The 14970-nt window shown below is 45.5% G+C and carries 15 protein-coding genes; 5 read left to right on the forward strand and 10 right to left on the reverse strand.

The genetic code is table 11. The annotated features are described in order from the left end of the window. Positions 1-210 precede the first annotated feature (210 nt). On the reverse strand, positions 211-1584 hold the full coding sequence (locus F905_RS04380; RefSeq protein ID WP_005177645.1) for an ABC1 kinase family protein: 1374 nt from the start codon (positions 1582-1584) through the stop codon (positions 211-213). 165 nt (positions 1585-1749) lie between these two features. After that, complete coding sequence (locus tag F905_RS04385) at positions 1750-2055, reverse strand: hypothetical protein (protein WP_005177647.1); 306 nt, start codon at positions 2053-2055, stop codon at positions 1750-1752. 197 nt (positions 2056-2252) lie between these two features. On the opposite strand from F905_RS04385, the gene F905_RS04390 reads away from it, so the two are divergent. From F905_RS04390 to aroC, 3 genes are all read left to right on the forward strand, one after another. Continuing rightward, on the forward strand, positions 2253-2630 hold the full coding sequence (locus tag F905_RS04390) for a lysozyme inhibitor LprI family protein (RefSeq protein ID WP_034597667.1): 378 nt from the start codon (positions 2253-2255) through the stop codon (positions 2628-2630). 168 nt (positions 2631-2798) lie between these two features. Beyond that, positions 2799-3809, forward strand: a complete 1011-nt coding sequence (gene prmB / locus F905_RS04395) for a 50S ribosomal protein L3 N(5)-glutamine methyltransferase (RefSeq protein WP_005177652.1) — start codon at positions 2799-2801, stop codon at positions 3807-3809. Positions 3810-3823: 14 nt separating this feature from the next. Continuing rightward, positions 3824-4915 carry a chorismate synthase gene (aroC, locus tag F905_RS04400; protein WP_005177654.1) on the forward strand — a complete coding sequence of 364 codons (1092 nt, stop codon included), beginning with the start codon at positions 3824-3826 and terminating at the stop codon, positions 4913-4915. A 363-nt stretch (positions 4916-5278) separates the two neighbouring features. On the opposite strand, the gene F905_RS04405 is transcribed toward aroC, so the two are convergent. The 8 genes from F905_RS04405 to F905_RS04440 form a co-directional block, all read right to left on the reverse strand. Further along, positions 5279-5581 carry a cyd operon YbgE family protein gene (locus tag F905_RS04405; protein ID WP_005177656.1) on the reverse strand — a complete coding sequence of 101 codons (303 nt, stop codon included), beginning with the start codon at positions 5579-5581 and terminating at the stop codon, positions 5279-5281. A 3-nt stretch (positions 5582-5584) separates the two neighbouring features. Further along, positions 5585-5686 carry a cytochrome bd-I oxidase subunit CydX gene (gene cydX, locus F905_RS15115; protein ID WP_002120988.1) on the reverse strand — a complete coding sequence of 34 codons (102 nt, stop codon included), beginning with the start codon at positions 5684-5686 and terminating at the stop codon, positions 5585-5587. Positions 5687-5712: 26 nt separating this feature from the next. Then, a complete protein-coding gene (gene cydB / locus F905_RS04415; RefSeq protein ID WP_005177659.1) occupies positions 5713-6858 on the reverse strand; it encodes a cytochrome d ubiquinol oxidase subunit II in 1146 nt (381 codons plus the stop codon). Next, on the reverse strand, positions 6855-8441 hold the full coding sequence (locus F905_RS04420) for a cytochrome ubiquinol oxidase subunit I (protein WP_005177660.1): 1587 nt from the start codon (positions 8439-8441) through the stop codon (positions 6855-6857). Before F905_RS04420 ends, cydB begins: the two co-directional genes overlap by 4 nt. Next, complete coding sequence (cydP, locus tag F905_RS04425; RefSeq protein WP_005177663.1) at positions 8441-8632, reverse strand: cytochrome oxidase putative small subunit CydP; 192 nt, start codon at positions 8630-8632, stop codon at positions 8441-8443. Before cydP ends, F905_RS04420 begins: the two co-directional genes overlap by 1 nt. Positions 8633-9323: 691 nt before the next feature. Continuing rightward, positions 9324-9941: an OB-fold-containig protein gene (locus F905_RS04430; protein WP_005177664.1), complete on the reverse strand. Its 618-nt coding sequence runs from the start codon at positions 9939-9941 to the stop codon at positions 9324-9326. Positions 9942-9968: 27 nt separating this feature from the next. Then, positions 9969-10277, reverse strand: a complete 309-nt coding sequence (locus F905_RS04435; protein WP_171065079.1) for a Rieske (2Fe-2S) protein — start codon at positions 10275-10277, stop codon at positions 9969-9971. A gap of 14 nt (positions 10278-10291) precedes the next feature. Beyond that, a complete protein-coding gene (locus F905_RS04440; RefSeq protein ID WP_005177671.1) occupies positions 10292-11296 on the reverse strand; it encodes an adenosine kinase in 1005 nt (334 codons plus the stop codon). Between the two features lie 136 nt (positions 11297-11432). Between F905_RS04440 and F905_RS04445 the strand changes: the two genes are divergently transcribed. Both F905_RS04445 and F905_RS04450 read left to right on the forward strand, forming a co-directional pair. Further along, entirely contained in the window at positions 11433-11882 is a 450-nt protein-coding gene (locus F905_RS04445; protein ID WP_005177673.1) for a GNAT family N-acetyltransferase, read from the forward strand. 145 nt (positions 11883-12027) lie between these two features. Beyond that, the gene (locus tag F905_RS04450) at positions 12028-14967 is read left to right on the forward strand and encodes an insulinase family protein (RefSeq protein WP_005177675.1); all 2940 of its coding nucleotides are present in this window, start codon (positions 12028-12030) and stop codon (positions 14965-14967) included. Positions 14968-14970: the final 3 nt, after the last annotated feature.

Genomic DNA, 14970 nt, shown 5'->3' on the forward strand with positions numbered 1-14970 from the left:
CATGCGGGTGATTATTTTTATGCTGACACGCGGCTGTTTAAAAAACCATGTCAGAACTGACATACTCAATTGTCAAAGATAAACGGTTGTTGCAAGATGAAACAGGAATCTAAATAGTTGCTTCTGTTTATATTTTTAATTTTCGGAAAGAGCGGGGAAGGGAGAGGATTGACCCGAATGACATTAGCTGCATTCGGGTCGGGTGTGGCTTTACTGGAATTTTTTGATCATGTCGCGCACATTGGTTTTGGCATCAATCACGGTCATAAAGGTATAAGCCCCAATAAATTTACGGCTAATAAACATAAACTCTTTCGGCGGAACACTGAAATAACGTGAAGCCATGGATTTAGAGGCCTGTTGCATCACCCGGCTATGCAGCTGGCTTTTTTTCCAGTCATAACGATGCTGATCATCCATCACACCGGCTGGTAAATCCGGGTTGTTTTCAGGACTGCTAAAGGCTTCGGTGGCCAGTAAAAAGACTTTGGCCATATCCGGCTTAATGCTTTGCGGAATGGAGTCAAAAAACTCATAACCGGTCATGGCTTTCACCATCATCTCCGCGTCATGCTGATAGCCGGCCTGAATCAGGTTACGTGCGACCGAGAGCAGGTTGTCATCAAACTGGCGAATGGCACCGAAATCCAGCAGCACAATTTTATCCTGTACATCTGCGCCATTGCCCAGACGTACTAAATAGTTACCGAAGTTTGGGTCGGTCTGCATTTCGCCCCATTCAAAAATTTCCCGCACTGCCACTTCTAAAGAGGCTTCACCAAGCAGGTTACGACGTTCTTGTGGTAAAGACAGCATCACCGGACTGTTGATTGGTACGCCACGTTCAAAGGTCATGCACAGCACCTGATCGGTACAGTAATCTTCAATAATGGTTGGAACGATATAGCGCGGGTCCTGCTTTAAACGCTCGGCAAAACGGCGTGTGGTGGCTGCCTCAATCCGATAATTGACCTCGCGGTGCATCATTTCGCGGACTTCATCAAACCACTGATCAAATTCGCGGGTTTGCGGCACCATGCGGGTCAGTTTCAGCATGTTTTTAAACAGACTCATATCCGAATCAATGGCATCGGCCACACCCGGATACTGGATTTTTAATACCAGTTCCATACCATCAGATTTACGGGTGGCGCGGTGTACCTGAGCCAAAGAGGCGGTACCTAAAGGCTCATGGTCAATGGTGAGATCATTAAGTTTGGAACCTAACTGGTCCTGTAACTGGGTTTTAATCGCAGGCCAGGCCAGGGCAACAGTCTGGTTATTCAGGGTATTCAGGGCTTGGGTGATTTCTTCAGGCAGGAAATGTTCGCCGTAAAGCGCCATCATCTGGCCAATTTTAACGATAGAGCCTTTCAGTTTGCCAATTTCTGCGACCAGATAATCGGCCTGTTCTTTCATGGCTTTTTTGCGTTTCTTTTCTTTTTCTTCTTCACTGGAAAAGATTGAACCGGCGCTGGAGGCGGCCCAACGTGTCCCGGCCAGCAACGATGCCTTCGCGATCGATAAGCGTCGATCCATAGAGGAAGTTTTCAATTGTTTAAGCTTATCGTTCTGATCTGACATGTAAATTTAATCCTTCAATCAGCAATTCGCAGAAAGGTCATAGTTTAACGAATATTAACGGGTCTTAACGTATTAAAAAAGTTCAAGTTGCTGAATGTCGAGTTAAGTTTTGCATTCTCTATGAAATAGCCTAAGCAAAATCTATAAAGATGCAATTTCGCTCACTCACATCCGGAATTTAATCTTGAGGGTACTTTTTTGTTGCAGCATCTGCTTGTTTTCATCAATGTATTTTAAAATCAGGCTTTGTACCGATTCATGCAGAAAACCATGCGCATAGCCTTTGACAATAATAATGCTGGGCAGGTTAAAGAACAGATATTTGGCATCATCCAAAGTCGCATCCTGAAAAATGCCGCGTTCCACCAGCATCTGCTGTAAAAACTGTTTTTCCTGCAAGACACGCGGTGAATCGTTGTCATTCCAGTAGTTTTGACGCATGGCCAGCAGGTTATTGTGTTTGTAACTCATATCAACAGGTTCACGGGAGTCTCATAGTCAATATAAGGTCTATTTTTGCAGATTCAATCGCAAAATGGCAGGAAATTGTGAAGATCTGGAAATTCTATCCTGTTCATCGCTATAGGTTTTTTGCTTGAAGTTCAGTAATATGCTTTACATAAATTAAAACAAAGATGATCGCTGTGTTTGGCAGCAAGGGGAATATGATGCGTTTAGCATTCATCGGGGGAATGGCCTGGGCGCTGCTGGCGGGTTCGGCCTATGCGCAGGAAAGTTATTCAAAACAGTATATTCAATGTAGCAATCATGCTTATGGGCAAACATCGGTCTTGCAAAAATGTGTCAATAAAGAACTGAAACAGCAGCAAAAACGCTTAAAGAAAAGCTATAAGTCTTACTATCGGGCCAGTGGGGCACATCAGGCCAATATTGCCCAGCAACATGCGCTGTGGGAGCAGCGTTTAAAGCAGCAATGCTATCGGGGCATGAACGGTGATGTTGCCAAATTGCAGCAATCGCGTTGTACGCTGGCACAGGTGATTGATCAGGCCAATTATTATCAGAGCAAATTTATTGCCCGTTAATCCTGTACTTACCATTTCAGGGCTTTATTCCAAATCTGGCTAAGGCCGTGAAAGTTGAGATCAATTTATCAGATTGAAATCCGGCTTTTACGCACAGAGACATTATAAAAGCGCACAAAACAAGGTATCATAAGGCGTTTTAAAAAATTGACTCTGGAGAGACCTTAGGTGGATCGACCGACTATTAGCCCTGAACATTTGCAGGAAGCCGCTGAAACATTAGTCACCATTCGTGATTTTATCCGTTTTGGTGTAACAGCATTACGTCAATATGATGCACATCTAGGTCAAGGTACAGAAGATTATTTTGCTGAAAGTTCCGCGTTGGTATTACAAACCCTGTCGCTGGACTGGAATGCCGATGCAGAAATTCTGGATGCCAAATTACTGCCGAGCGAAAAGCAGGAATTTTTAAGTCTGCTGGAGCGTCGTATTAATGAACGCACGCCAACCTCTTATCTGCTCAATCTGGCCTATTTCTATGGCAAGCCGTTTTATGTCGATGAGCGTGTACTGATTCCACGTTCGCCAATTGCTGAACTTATCGAAAACCGTTTTGCGCCATATTGTCTGGATGAAAATGGCCAGATGGGTGAAGCCAATAATAACTTGCCAGCCAACCCAAATCCGCAAATGCCACGTCGTATTCTGGATATGTGTACCGGTTCAGGCTGTATCGCAATTGCATTGGCTTATGCTTTCCCGGATGCAGAAGTGGATGCGACCGATATTTCTAAAGATGCTTTAGAAGTTGCGGCCATTAACACCGAACATCACAACATGCAGTATCAGGTGGCGCTGCTTGAGTCGGATTTGTTCTCTAAAATTCCAGCAGAAAATCAGTATGATCTGATTGTATCGAATCCACCATATGTCGATGCCGAAGACATGGCCGACCTGCCAGATGAATTCCGTCATGAGCCAGAGCTGGCGTTGGCTGCCGGTCAGGATGGTCTGGACTTGGTGCGTAAAATACTGGCCCAAGCCGCAGACTATTTAACCGAAGATGGTCTGATTGTGATTGAAGTCGGTAACTCTGAATGGGCCATGAAACAGAACTTTAATACCGTCGATTTCCACTGGCTACAATTCCAGAAAGGTGGTTCAGGCATTTTTGCCCTAACCGCAGCACAGTGCCGTCAATACCGCGATTTATTCATTCAATCTGTTAATTCATAAAGGAGTCGTTGCACATGGCAGGTAATAGTATTGGACAACTCTTCCGTGTCACGACTTGTGGTGAATCGCATGGTGTAGGCCTGATGGCCATTGTTGATGGTGTACCGCCGGGCCTGGAACTGACTGAAGCCGATTTACAGCACGATTTGGACCGCCGTAAGCCGGGGACTTCCAAATTTGCAACCCAGCGTAAAGAGCCGGATCAGGTTGAAATTATTTCTGGGGTATTTGAGGGTAAAACCACAGGTACCCCAATTGGCTTGCTGATTCGCAATACCGACCAGAAATCCAAGGATTATGGCAACATTGCCCAGACTTTCCGTCCGGGTCATGCCGACTACACCTATACCCAAAAATACGGTTTCCGTGATTATCGTGGTGGTGGTCGTTCCAGTGCCCGTGAAACCGCGATGCGTGTTGCTGCCGGTGCGATTGCTAAAAAATATCTGGCAGAAAAATTCGGGATTCTGATTCGCGGTCATGTGACCCAGATTGGCACCGAAAAAGCGGAAAAGCTGGACTGGAATGAAGTGCCGAATAACCCGTTTTTCTGTGGCGATGCCGATGCTGTGCCACGTTTTGAAGCGCTGGTCACTTCACTGCGTGAACAAGGCACCAGCTGTGGCGCCAAACTGGAAATTCTGGCCGAAAAAGTGCCTGTGGGCTGGGGCGAGCCGGTATTTGACCGTTTAGATGCCGATATTGCCCATGCCATGATGTCGATTAACGCGGTTAAAGGCGTAGAAATTGGTGATGGTTTTGCCGTGGCGGAACAGTTCGGTCATGAAACCCGTGATGAACTGACCACACAAGGCTTCCTGGCCAATCATGCTGGCGGTATTTTGGGTGGTATTTCCAGTGGTCAAACCATTCGTGTGGCGATTGCGCTTAAACCAACGGCGTCTATTACCACACCGGGTAAAACCATTACCATTGACCGTGAAGATACCGATGTACTGACCAAAGGCCGTCACGATCCATGTGTGGGTGTGCGTGCTGCACCAATTGCGGAAGCGATGCTGGCGATTGTGCTGATGGATCATTTCTTACGTCACCGTGCACAAAATGCCGATGTGGTGGCGCCATTTGCACCGATTGAGCTTTAATTATCCCAGATTAAAGAAGCCGGACTGAATGTCCGGCTTTTTTTATGGCGATAGGTTGTATCCGTTTGAAATTTCCTAAGAAAATACCACGATCAATGAGATAAATACAGAAGTTGATTGAGCTTGAATCTAAATATTGGTTGGTTTATCACCACCTTAAATTAAGCATCCATATAGACATCAATTCAGATATAAATAAAAAGCGGGGTTGGATAAAAATAGATTTTAATTTTTAAAAGAGATCGGGCTGATCTTTTTTAAAGGATGTGGGAAATCATCTTGTGATGAAATTGTGCTGATCCCATTTTGTATCAGAATGGATCTCCCAGAAATTAAAAAGCTCCCCGAAGGGAGCTTGTTTCATCAAGAAAAGAACCAGGTGTAATAGCCCCAGATCATTAATGGCCAGGCCACAAATGGACTAAACAGCCATTTCCACAGCCAGAAACGTGGGACAAAACCAACACCATGGATAAATCCGCCGGAAATGCCAATCATTATATACATCATGGCACTGTGGCTGTAATTGCCATCGGCATCCAACATGGCAGCTGGATGAAGTAATAACACGGCTGCCAATGGAAAGGCCAATAAGCAAGAAATGACCATCGCAAGTTTATTCGGTTTTTTTTCGATTACTGGAGTTTCCATTACAACCTCTGTCATGACTTATTCCTCATCCAGGTCTTGATGATGCTCGATATAGAGCGCACTCAGTACACCTGCAAAACAGGCCATCAAAATACCGAGAATCCAAGCAAAATACCACATAATCTTTACTCCTTTAGCGCATAGCCTTAGTACAGGCTATGCGAATTCTCTTTGATGTGTTTGTTGGTAATCACGCCCCACATCTTGTAGTAACACCAAGTGGTGTACAGCAAAATGATTGGCACAAAGATACAGGCTGCAACGGTCATTACCGTTAAGGTATTTTGACTAGATACCGCATCCCACATGGTTAAGCTAGATACAGGATCTATGCTCGATGGCATCAGGAATGGGAACAGGGCAAAACCTGCAGTCAGAATCGCACCTGTTACTGCCAGTGCAGAACCAGTGAAGCTTAAACCTGCTTTACCTTTAGAGGCTGCCAGAATCACAATGATACCGCCTAGAATACCCATAATTGGCGCAATCATGGTGATCGGGTAAGCCGAGTAGTTGTTCATCCAGCCCGGGTTGGCATTGGTCATCACTTCTTTGGCTAACGGGTTTGCAGCGCTACCGGTGTCATATGGTGTAACCAGGGTATAACCTTGGATGCCACCGAAGTATAACCATGCACCTGCCAGCAGGAAGCAGACCAGGAACACGATACCGCTGATTTTGGTGGCTTTGGCAGAACGCTCGCGTAAAGCACCATCGGTACGTAACATTAACCATGCACCACCATGCGCACATAGCATGGCCAGACTCACGATACCGCAGACCAAAGCAAACGGGTTAAGCAGGGCAAAGAAGCTGCCGGTGTAGTTGGATCGTACAGTCTCATCCAGTTCAAAAGGTACACCCAAGAACATGTTACCGAACGCTACGCCAAATACCAGCGCAGGTACTGCACCACCGATACATAGACCCCAGTCCCAGGCAGTACGCCATTTAGTGTTTTCCAGCTTGGAGCGGTAGTCAAAGCCGACCGGACGCAGGAATAGCGCAAACAGGACTAAAAGCAGCGCCCAGTACATGCCCGAGAAGGCAGTTGCATACACCATTGGCCATGCAGCAAATAGTGCACCACCAGCAGTAATGAACCAGACCTGGTTACCGTCCCAGTGTGGGGCAATCGTATTGATTGCCGCACGACGTTCTTCATCATTTTTTCCAACGAATGGCATGATCGCCATAGAGCCCATATCGAAACCATCGGTGAGGGCGAAACCGATGAGCAGTACGCCCACCAGTACCCACCAGATGATTTTGAGTAATTCATATTCGATCATGCTTGAGTCTCCTCAGATGCTTTTTTGGCAGCTTCCAATTTTTCGAAATGGTATTTGCCGGTATGTAACGAGCTTGGACCAAGACGAGAGAATTTAATCATCAGGTACATTTCAATGATCAGCAGTACGGTATAGAAAGATGCTAATGCAATGATTGAACCCCATACATCGCCAGTACTTAAGCTAGATGCAGAGAGATATGTTGGTAGAACTTCACCAATAGTCCAAGGTTGACGACCTACTTCAGCCACATACCAGCCAGTTTGCGCAGCAATCCATGGTAGTGGTAGGGCAATCAGGGCGAATTTTAATAACCAAGGTTTGTTTTCTGCATTACGTTTTGCTACAGCCAGTGTTGCCAGAACGAACAGGAGTAGCATTAAGAAGCCAGAAGCCACCATGGCACGGAAGGCCCAGAACAAGCTTGGAACGTGCGGAATAGTGTCTGCTGCAGCAAGTTTGATTTGCTCATCAGTCGCATCTACCACGTTTGGAGTATATTTTTTCAGTAACAGGCCATAACCCAGGTCTTTTTGAGATTCATCAAAGGCCGCTTTGAGTTCTGGTGAGGTGTCACCTGCACGCAGTTGTTCAAGTTGCTGATAAGCCACCATACCGTTACGGATACGTACTTCATGCTGGGCAATCAGGTCTTTGATCCCGGTCACTTCTTCAGTGGTTGAACGTGTGGCAATCAGACCCATCACATACGGAATTTTAATCGCGTAATCGGTAGTCTGAGTTTCCTGATTTGGAATACCAAACAGGGTAAATGCAGCCGGTGCCGGGTGAGTTTCCCATTCCGCTTCAATCGCAGCCAGTTTGGTTTTTTGGACATCGCCCAGTTCATAACCAGATTCATCACCCAGTAAAATTACAGACAGGGTAGATGCCAGACCGAAGATAGCCGCAATCGCGAAAGAACGACGCGCAAATGGCAAGTCACGTTTTTTCAGCAGGTAGTAGCTCGAAATCGCCAGAACGAAAATCGCACCTGTAACATAACCGGCAGAAACGGTATGGACGAATTTAACCTGTGCCACCGGGTTGAAAATTAGCGCACCGAAATCAATCATTTCCATACGCATGGTTTCATAGTTAAACGCAGAACCGACCGGGTTTTGCATCCAGCCGTTAGCCACCAGAATCCACAGCGCCGACATGTTTGAGCCCAAGGCCACTAGCCAGGTTACACACAAGTGCTGTACCTTGGACAGACGATCCCAGCCGAAGAAGAACAGACCAATAAAGGTCGATTCAAGGAAGAAAGCCATCAAGCCTTCAATGGCCAGCGGAGCACCAAAAATATCACCCACGTAGTGCGAATAATACGCCCAGTTTGTACCGAACTGGAACTCCATGGTCAGGCCGGTAGTTACCCCTAAAGCAAAGTTAATACCGAACAGTTTTCCCCAGAATTTGGTCATGTCCTTATAAATTTCTTTGCCGGAAATCACATAGGTGGTTTCCATAATGGCCAGAATAAAAGCAAGACCAAGTGTCAGTGGAACAAAAATAAAATGATACATCGCGGTCATTGCGAACTGGAACCGCGAGAGATCGACCACGCTTTCAGAAATCATCAACGTGTCTCCTTGATTTGGGAAGGATTGCTGGCAATACGCTCAGCAACTTGAGAGTCAAAATTTTCAGGAATGGTAGGGGCATCGAACCAGATATTTTTAATCGCCATTAAAATAACAACCTTAATTATTAAAATGGCTGCTATTTCTCGGGTTACGCGACGGTTCAAATCTTTCGGGACTAAGCTCATAGAAACAAGCCTGTTTTTTAAACTGTGTCTTATATTATTAAACAAAATAATACAAAAAATAAATAGTCTGCACAGTTAAAATAAAAATATATTGTTTATGTATTAAAATACAGTAGCTTATAAAAAGTTTTTTTAATTTTTAATCAAAAATATTCCGGTTAAAAACCTGACTAAAACGCTTGTATTTATAATAATGATTATTCTTACTAAAATGGTGTGAATTAAAATTTAATTCTGACTAAAATAGTTATATTTAAAAATTTTGACGATTTTATTAAAAATTCCAGCTTTTAATTTTTAGCTTTTATTCAATAATCGGGTGTTAAAAAATGGCTGTAAGGCTTGAGGTGTAAGCATTTGCACAGAAAACAGTCAAGCACCAAAATGAAGCAATTTGTAGCAAATATGCACAATGAAGTACGATAAAAGTGCAGTAAGCAGCAACACGGAAAATTTTTTAGTCTTCAACGTGGAGGGCAGAGTGAACAACTACAACGAACAACCATAGAGATAGTCACAATGCACAGAACAGCTGATCTTGAGGCCAAGAGAAAGTGAATCGAGCAGCTTAAACGGAAAGAACGAATGTACACGGCAAGGAAGAAGGGAAAGCTGCGAGATACACGGCGTTGTAGCTTTATCTTGGACAAAGTAAGGATGGAATTGCTGCTGAAAGAGGAGCGAGCTTAAATCAGCTGCTACTTTCGCCATAGAACAGATTGTTCGAGGCGGAAATTTTCTTGGCAATGTAATAGGATTTTTTTTGCCGGATTAAAATCACTTGCGCCTGAAATTCTAGTTCACCAAATTCCGGCTCGACCTGCACGTAATGCAGCTGGCCGTATTCATCACGAACCCGGGCCTGAGCCGAAAAACCGGGACGGGCATTGCCACTGGAAATGGTGGCCAGTCGGCCCAGCAAATTGACATGCTGAATGGTTTTTTGTGGTTTAATCACCTGATCCAGACAGTGAATCATAAACACGGTAAAAAACAGGGCAATGATAAGCGCTGGTAAAATCAGATAATACGATGGAACAAAACTTTGCTGCTGTGAATAGAGCGCAAGCTGCAGGAAATAGCCTGCAACACTAAAATTCAGGAGCAGAAACACGAAAATTAGCAGTTTGGAGAATTTAACATTGAGTAAGGGCGAGTCTAGCAGCCGCTGCGGAAACAGCTGCTTGAATATCGCGCTGGGCTTGAGATTAAAATAATGCCCCACAATTTCCGCCAGGCTGAGCAAGACAAGTGCAATCAGACTTAAATGAAAAGGAATTAAGTCGATGTCTAATACAAACTCAAGCATGGCGTAACCTGCAGATGGGGCTTAAAATTATTCTGTTAAGTAAATTCCGCCATCAGAATGCACGGTAATCTCTACTTTTTCAAGTGCTTGACCTTGGCATGGGCCAGAAATACATTCCCCGGTTTCAACCACAAACAGCGCACCGTGGGTCGAACATTCAATAAATTCCTGATCCCGGTCTAAAAACTGGTTTTCCAGAAATTCAAGCTCAACCTGCAAATGCGGGCACAGGTTCTGATAGGCATAGAACATGCCATCGCGCTGGGTAATAAAAATGGTATCGCCATCTGGAAGCTCGAACGAGCGTGCTTCGCGTTCAGGGATATCTTCGGTCATGCAGATTTTATGCATTAGGCACATTCCTTGCTATAGCTCTGAAGAAGGGTTGCGTACTGTTCAACCTCTAGACGTGGGCCAAATTGTGATACCACTTCACTGGAAATTAAAATGGCCAGCTCGGCAGCGGCTTTAAAGCCAAGGTTGGCATTCAAGGCATACAGGAATGCACCGGCAAAGGCATCACCCGCACCATTGGCATCAATGGCATGCACCTGACGGCCTGCAACGCTAAAGGTATGTTGACCATCAAAAATCATTGCGCCTTGTGCACTCATTGTAATGACAACGTATTTGCTTTTTTGCTTCAGTTGTTCCAAAGCGGCCTCAGCTGTGTCGGTGCCGGTATACATCATGGCTTCCTGTTGGTTACAGAACAGCAGATCCACGCCGTCGTCCAGTAACTCATCTAAACCTTGACGCGCATATTGCACCATCGCCGGGTCAGATAAGGTTAAGGCAATTTGGGTCTGGTGAGCTTTGGCAATTTCACGTGCCTGTTTTACCGCCTGACGGGCGCTGTCCGAAGTCGATAAATAACCTTCGATATACAGCCATTTCGCGGTTTTTAAGGGTTCAAAATCAATTTGCGCGTCGGTGAGTTCTGCGGTAATACCCAAATAGGTATGCATGGTGCGCTCAGAATCCGGGCTGACTAATACCATACAGGTTCCGGTTACGCCTTCACTGACCGATTTTGCGGTGGTGCGAATGCCCGCATCATTCAGGCCATTCAGGTAAATTTCACCCAAGTCATCATTACCTACGCGGCAGGCATAAAAGGCAGAACCGCCCAATGCGCTAAAGGCAACTGTTGTATTTGCAGCCGAACCGCCTGAAGCTTGACCTTTATAGCTTTGCGTTTGCTGTAAGTTGTTGTATAAATTTGCTTGGGTTTCGCCATCGGTCAGCTGCATGGTGCCTTTTTGCAAATTTTGTTGAGTAAGGAAGTCATCAGAGACTTGAAATTCCTGGTCAATGAGTGCATTACCAATTGCAAAGAGGTCAACAGTTGCCATGTCGTTCAATCACATCAAAAAATAAATGCTAAGTTTACACCAATGCTCAGGATTGCTGTAGATTTGTGAATAAAATTCATTTTTTAGACGGTTTTATTCATTGAGGAAAGTTAGTAAAGCAGATCAGGATAGTGAAATGAATATCGAGATAAAAGAAGCGCAAGGATTACCAGAGCAAATTGTAGAGCTTGAAAAACAGGCATCGAAAGAGGGTTTTGCTTTTGTACAGCGTTTAATTGATGAGTATCAGAGTGCCAAGAATCGTTTCGATCAGCCTGGGGAGTTTTTACTTTTTGCTTATGATCAGGACAAGCTGATTGCCTGTGGCGGCCTGAACCAGCAGTGGAATGATCAGGAAGTGGAACAGGGAATTGGCCGGGTGCGCCGTTTCTATGTATTGCCTGAATATCGTAAACATGGCGTGGGCAAGCTGTTATTGCAATACTTAGAGAAAAAGGCACGTCCTCATTTTTCGGCCCTATGTCTGGATACCGAAACCAAATCTGCGGCGCATTTTTACCAGAAGCAGAATTATGTCTATGTCGAAAACCATCCCAATTATAATTATTTTAAATATTTGGTTTAAACGGCAGCATGAGCTTCGGACTGGGGTTTGAAAATTGCCTGGGTTGCAAATTTCTATAATTTTAGTCGGGATTTAAGCGTGAATTATATCAAGAACTAAAGCTATAATGGCTTTAGTTTTTTTATTTTGATGATTAGGAGATCGCATGACTGTAGATGTCACTGAAACCATTTCTCAAACCGTTCATCCTGCGTTTCAGTTGGTACGTCAACACCATGTTGAAGCCTTAGACATTTTAGTGTCTGAATATAAGCATCGGGTTACCGGTGCGGTGCATTATCATTTGGCCACCAATCATGATGAAAATGTATTTCTGGTGGCATTTCGTACCCAGCCTATGGATTCCAAGGGCGAAGCGCATATTCTGGAACATACTGCACTGTGTGGCTCTGAAAAATTCCCGGTACGTGACCCGTTTTTCCTGATGATTCGCCGTTCATTAAACACCTTTATGAATGCCTTTACTGCAGCTGACTGGACAGCGTATCCATTTGCCACCCAAAACCAGAAAGATTTCCAGAACCTGCTGGAGGTGTATCTGGATGCAGCCTTTGCAGCCAACCTGAATCCACTGGATTTTGCCCAGGAAGGGATTCGTATCGAGCTGGAAAATGGTGAGCCTGTATATAAAGGCGTGGTCTTTAATGAAATGAAAGGCGCGATGAGTTCGCCTTCAGATCAGTTGTATCACCAATTGGCGCATCATTTGTTCCCGGAAACCACCTACCATTACAATTCCGGTGGTGACCCTAAAGATATTCCGGACTTAACTTACCAAGAGTTAGTGGATTTCTATAAATCCCATTATCACCCAAGTAATGCGGTATTTATGACTTTTGGTAATCAGTCAGCGTATGACTTGCAAGAACAGTTCCAGAGCTTGGCTTTAGCCAAGTTTGAACAGGGCGAAACCCTGTATTCAAAACCTGAGCGCCGTTTGGCTGCGCCAGTGACCGTAACTGAAAGCTATGCGGTCGATGCTGAAGATTTAAAAGACAAAACTTACCATGTTCTAAGCTGGTTATTGCCAGAAGCCAGTGATATTAAACTGCGTTTGGGCATGCGTCTGGTCGAAGGTGTGTTACTGGAAAACTCGGCTTCACCACTGCGTCATTATTTAGAAACCTGTGGTTATGCGCAATCAACCGGGCCATTTATGGGCGTGGATGATTCCAACTTTGAAATGACTTTCTTCTGTGCCATTCAAGGTTCTAATCCTGAGCATGCAGCAACCTTTAAAGAGGGCGTCTTCAAGGTACTGCAAGAAGTGGCGTCTAAACCGGTCGACAGCGATACCGTCAATGCCATTTTACACCAGATCGAGCTGCATCAGCGTGAAATTAACGGCGATGGTATGCCATACGGTTTAAGCCTGATTCTAAACGGCTTGAGCAGCGCGATTCACCATAGTGATCCGGTGCATGTCTGGGATGTTGACAGTGCCATTGAACAGGTTAAAGAAGAACTGAAAGATCCAATGTGGCTGTCTCAGTTGATTCAGCAGCACTTGATTGATAATCCGCATCGCGTCCAAATGACCCTGGTCCCAGATGCCAGCAAATCAGCCAAAGATGCCGAAGCTGAAAAAGCCCGTCTGGCTGAAATTGGTGCGCAGCTGACCGAAGCACAAAAAGCAGAAATTATCGCCCAGACCGAAGCGCTAAAAGTGCGTCAGGATACCCCGGATGATTTAAACCTGCTGCCAAAAGTCGGCCTCGAAGATGTGCCGGCAGAATTGCAAATTGTACAGGGGCAGCTACGTGAGATTATCTGCAACCGCATTGATACACCATTAAACCTGTATCATGCCGGTACCAACGGTATTTATTACCAGCAGGTCTTGGTGCGTATTCCCGATGAGATCGTGAAATCGCCTTATTTTAATCTGCTGTCGATTTTAATGGGTGAAGTCGGTGCCGGTGAATATGATTATCTGGAACTGCAACAGCTGCAAACTGCAGTGAGTGGCGGTCTGGGTATGGGGGCATCCTTACGCTCTAAGGTCGATGACAAAAACCGGATTAGTGCCTGGCTGACCTTAACCACCAAATCACTGGTGAATAATTTTGATGCCATCCGCCTGCTAAAAATTGCCTTTGAGCAACTGCGTTTTGATGAAAAAGACCGGATTATCGAGCTATTACAGCAACGTAAAACGCGCTGGCAGTCCCGGGTATCGGGTGCAGGACATAGCTATGCCATGCAGGCCGCTTCACGTAACCACAGTGCTTTAGCGCTGCGTGACTATCACAATACTGGTCTGGGTGCATTGAACTGGTTAAGCGAGCTGGTCAGCAAAATTGAACAGGATGATGCTGCTTTTGATGCGCTGATGGATGAGCTTAAGCTGATTCACAGTATGTTGCTGCAAGCGCCAAAACAGTTCCTGCTGGTCTGTGAAGAGCCACAATCAGACCGTTTGATTGAAGAAATCCAGACCGTGTGGGACAAGCTGGCAATTGAACCGCACGAGGCAGCTTTAACTCAAGTGCCTGTTGAAAATAACAATGCAGATGAAGCCTGGCTGATTCAGGCCAATGTACAGTTCTGTGCGGCAGCGTATCCTGCGGTGGAAGTATCGCATCCAGATGCAGCACCATTGATGGTTTTGGCGGCGTATTTGCGCAATGGCTTCCTGCACAGTGCCATCCGTGAAAAAGGCGGCGCCTATGGTGGCGGTGCCAGCTATGATGGCAATGCCTGCTCGTTCCGTTTCTATAGCTACCGTGACCCGCGTCTGGCTGAAACCTTTAAGGATTTTGAGGCCAGTGTGGACTGGTTGCTGAATGCCGAGCAGTTACCGCATCAGCTGGAAGAAGCTATTTTGGGGCTGATTGCCAGTATGGATAAACCAGGCTCTCCAGCCGGTGAAGCAATTACCGCATGTTATGCCTTATTGCATGCGCGCACCCCGGCCTTTAGAACCAAACTGCGTGAGCGTTTACTGGCGGTTACTTTAGATGATCTGAAACGTGTGGCCGACGTTTATTTACGTCAGCAAACCCCGGTGAAATCGGTGGTGGCACCGGTGGCGAAACGTGAAGCGCTGCAGGAGCTGGGTTTCCAGATCAAACAAGTCAATTAAAAA

This window comes from Acinetobacter sp. CIP 53.82 (genome assembly GCF_000369465.1).
Taxonomy (GTDB): Bacteria; Pseudomonadota; Gammaproteobacteria; order Pseudomonadales; family Moraxellaceae; genus Acinetobacter; species Acinetobacter indicus.

Coding starts and splice junctions, on each gene's coding strand:
- aroC (WP_005177654.1), top strand. CDS start 3,824: ATGGCAGGTAATAGTATTGGACAACTCTTCCGTGTCACGACTTGTGGT.
- F905_RS04435 (WP_171065079.1), bottom strand. CDS start 10,277: ATGACCGAAGATATCCCTGAACGCGAAGCACGCTCGTTCGAGCTTCCA.
- F905_RS04385 (WP_005177647.1), bottom strand. CDS start 2,055: ATGAGTTACAAACACAATAACCTGCTGGCCATGCGTCAAAACTACTGG.
- F905_RS04405 (WP_005177656.1), bottom strand. CDS start 5,581: ATGACAGAGGTTGTAATGGAAACTCCAGTAATCGAAAAAAAACCGAAT.
- F905_RS04390 (WP_034597667.1), top strand. CDS start 2,253: ATGCGTTTAGCATTCATCGGGGGAATGGCCTGGGCGCTGCTGGCGGGT.
- F905_RS04430 (WP_005177664.1), bottom strand. CDS start 9,941: ATGCTTGAGTTTGTATTAGACATCGACTTAATTCCTTTTCATTTAAGT.
- cydX (WP_002120988.1), bottom strand. CDS start 5,686: ATGTGGTATTTTGCTTGGATTCTCGGTATTTTGATGGCCTGTTTTGCA.
- F905_RS04420 (WP_005177660.1), bottom strand. CDS start 8,441: ATGATTTCTGAAAGCGTGGTCGATCTCTCGCGGTTCCAGTTCGCAATG.
- cydP (WP_005177663.1), bottom strand. CDS start 8,632: ATGAGCTTAGTCCCGAAAGATTTGAACCGTCGCGTAACCCGAGAAATA.
- F905_RS04380 (WP_005177645.1), bottom strand. CDS start 1,584: ATGTCAGATCAGAACGATAAGCTTAAACAATTGAAAACTTCCTCTATG.
- cydB (WP_005177659.1), bottom strand. CDS start 6,858: ATGATCGAATATGAATTACTCAAAATCATCTGGTGGGTACTGGTGGGC.
- F905_RS04445 (WP_005177673.1), top strand. CDS start 11,433: ATGAATATCGAGATAAAAGAAGCGCAAGGATTACCAGAGCAAATTGTA.
- F905_RS04440 (WP_005177671.1), bottom strand. CDS start 11,296: ATGGCAACTGTTGACCTCTTTGCAATTGGTAATGCACTCATTGACCAG.
- F905_RS04450 (WP_005177675.1), top strand. CDS start 12,028: ATGACTGTAGATGTCACTGAAACCATTTCTCAAACCGTTCATCCTGCG.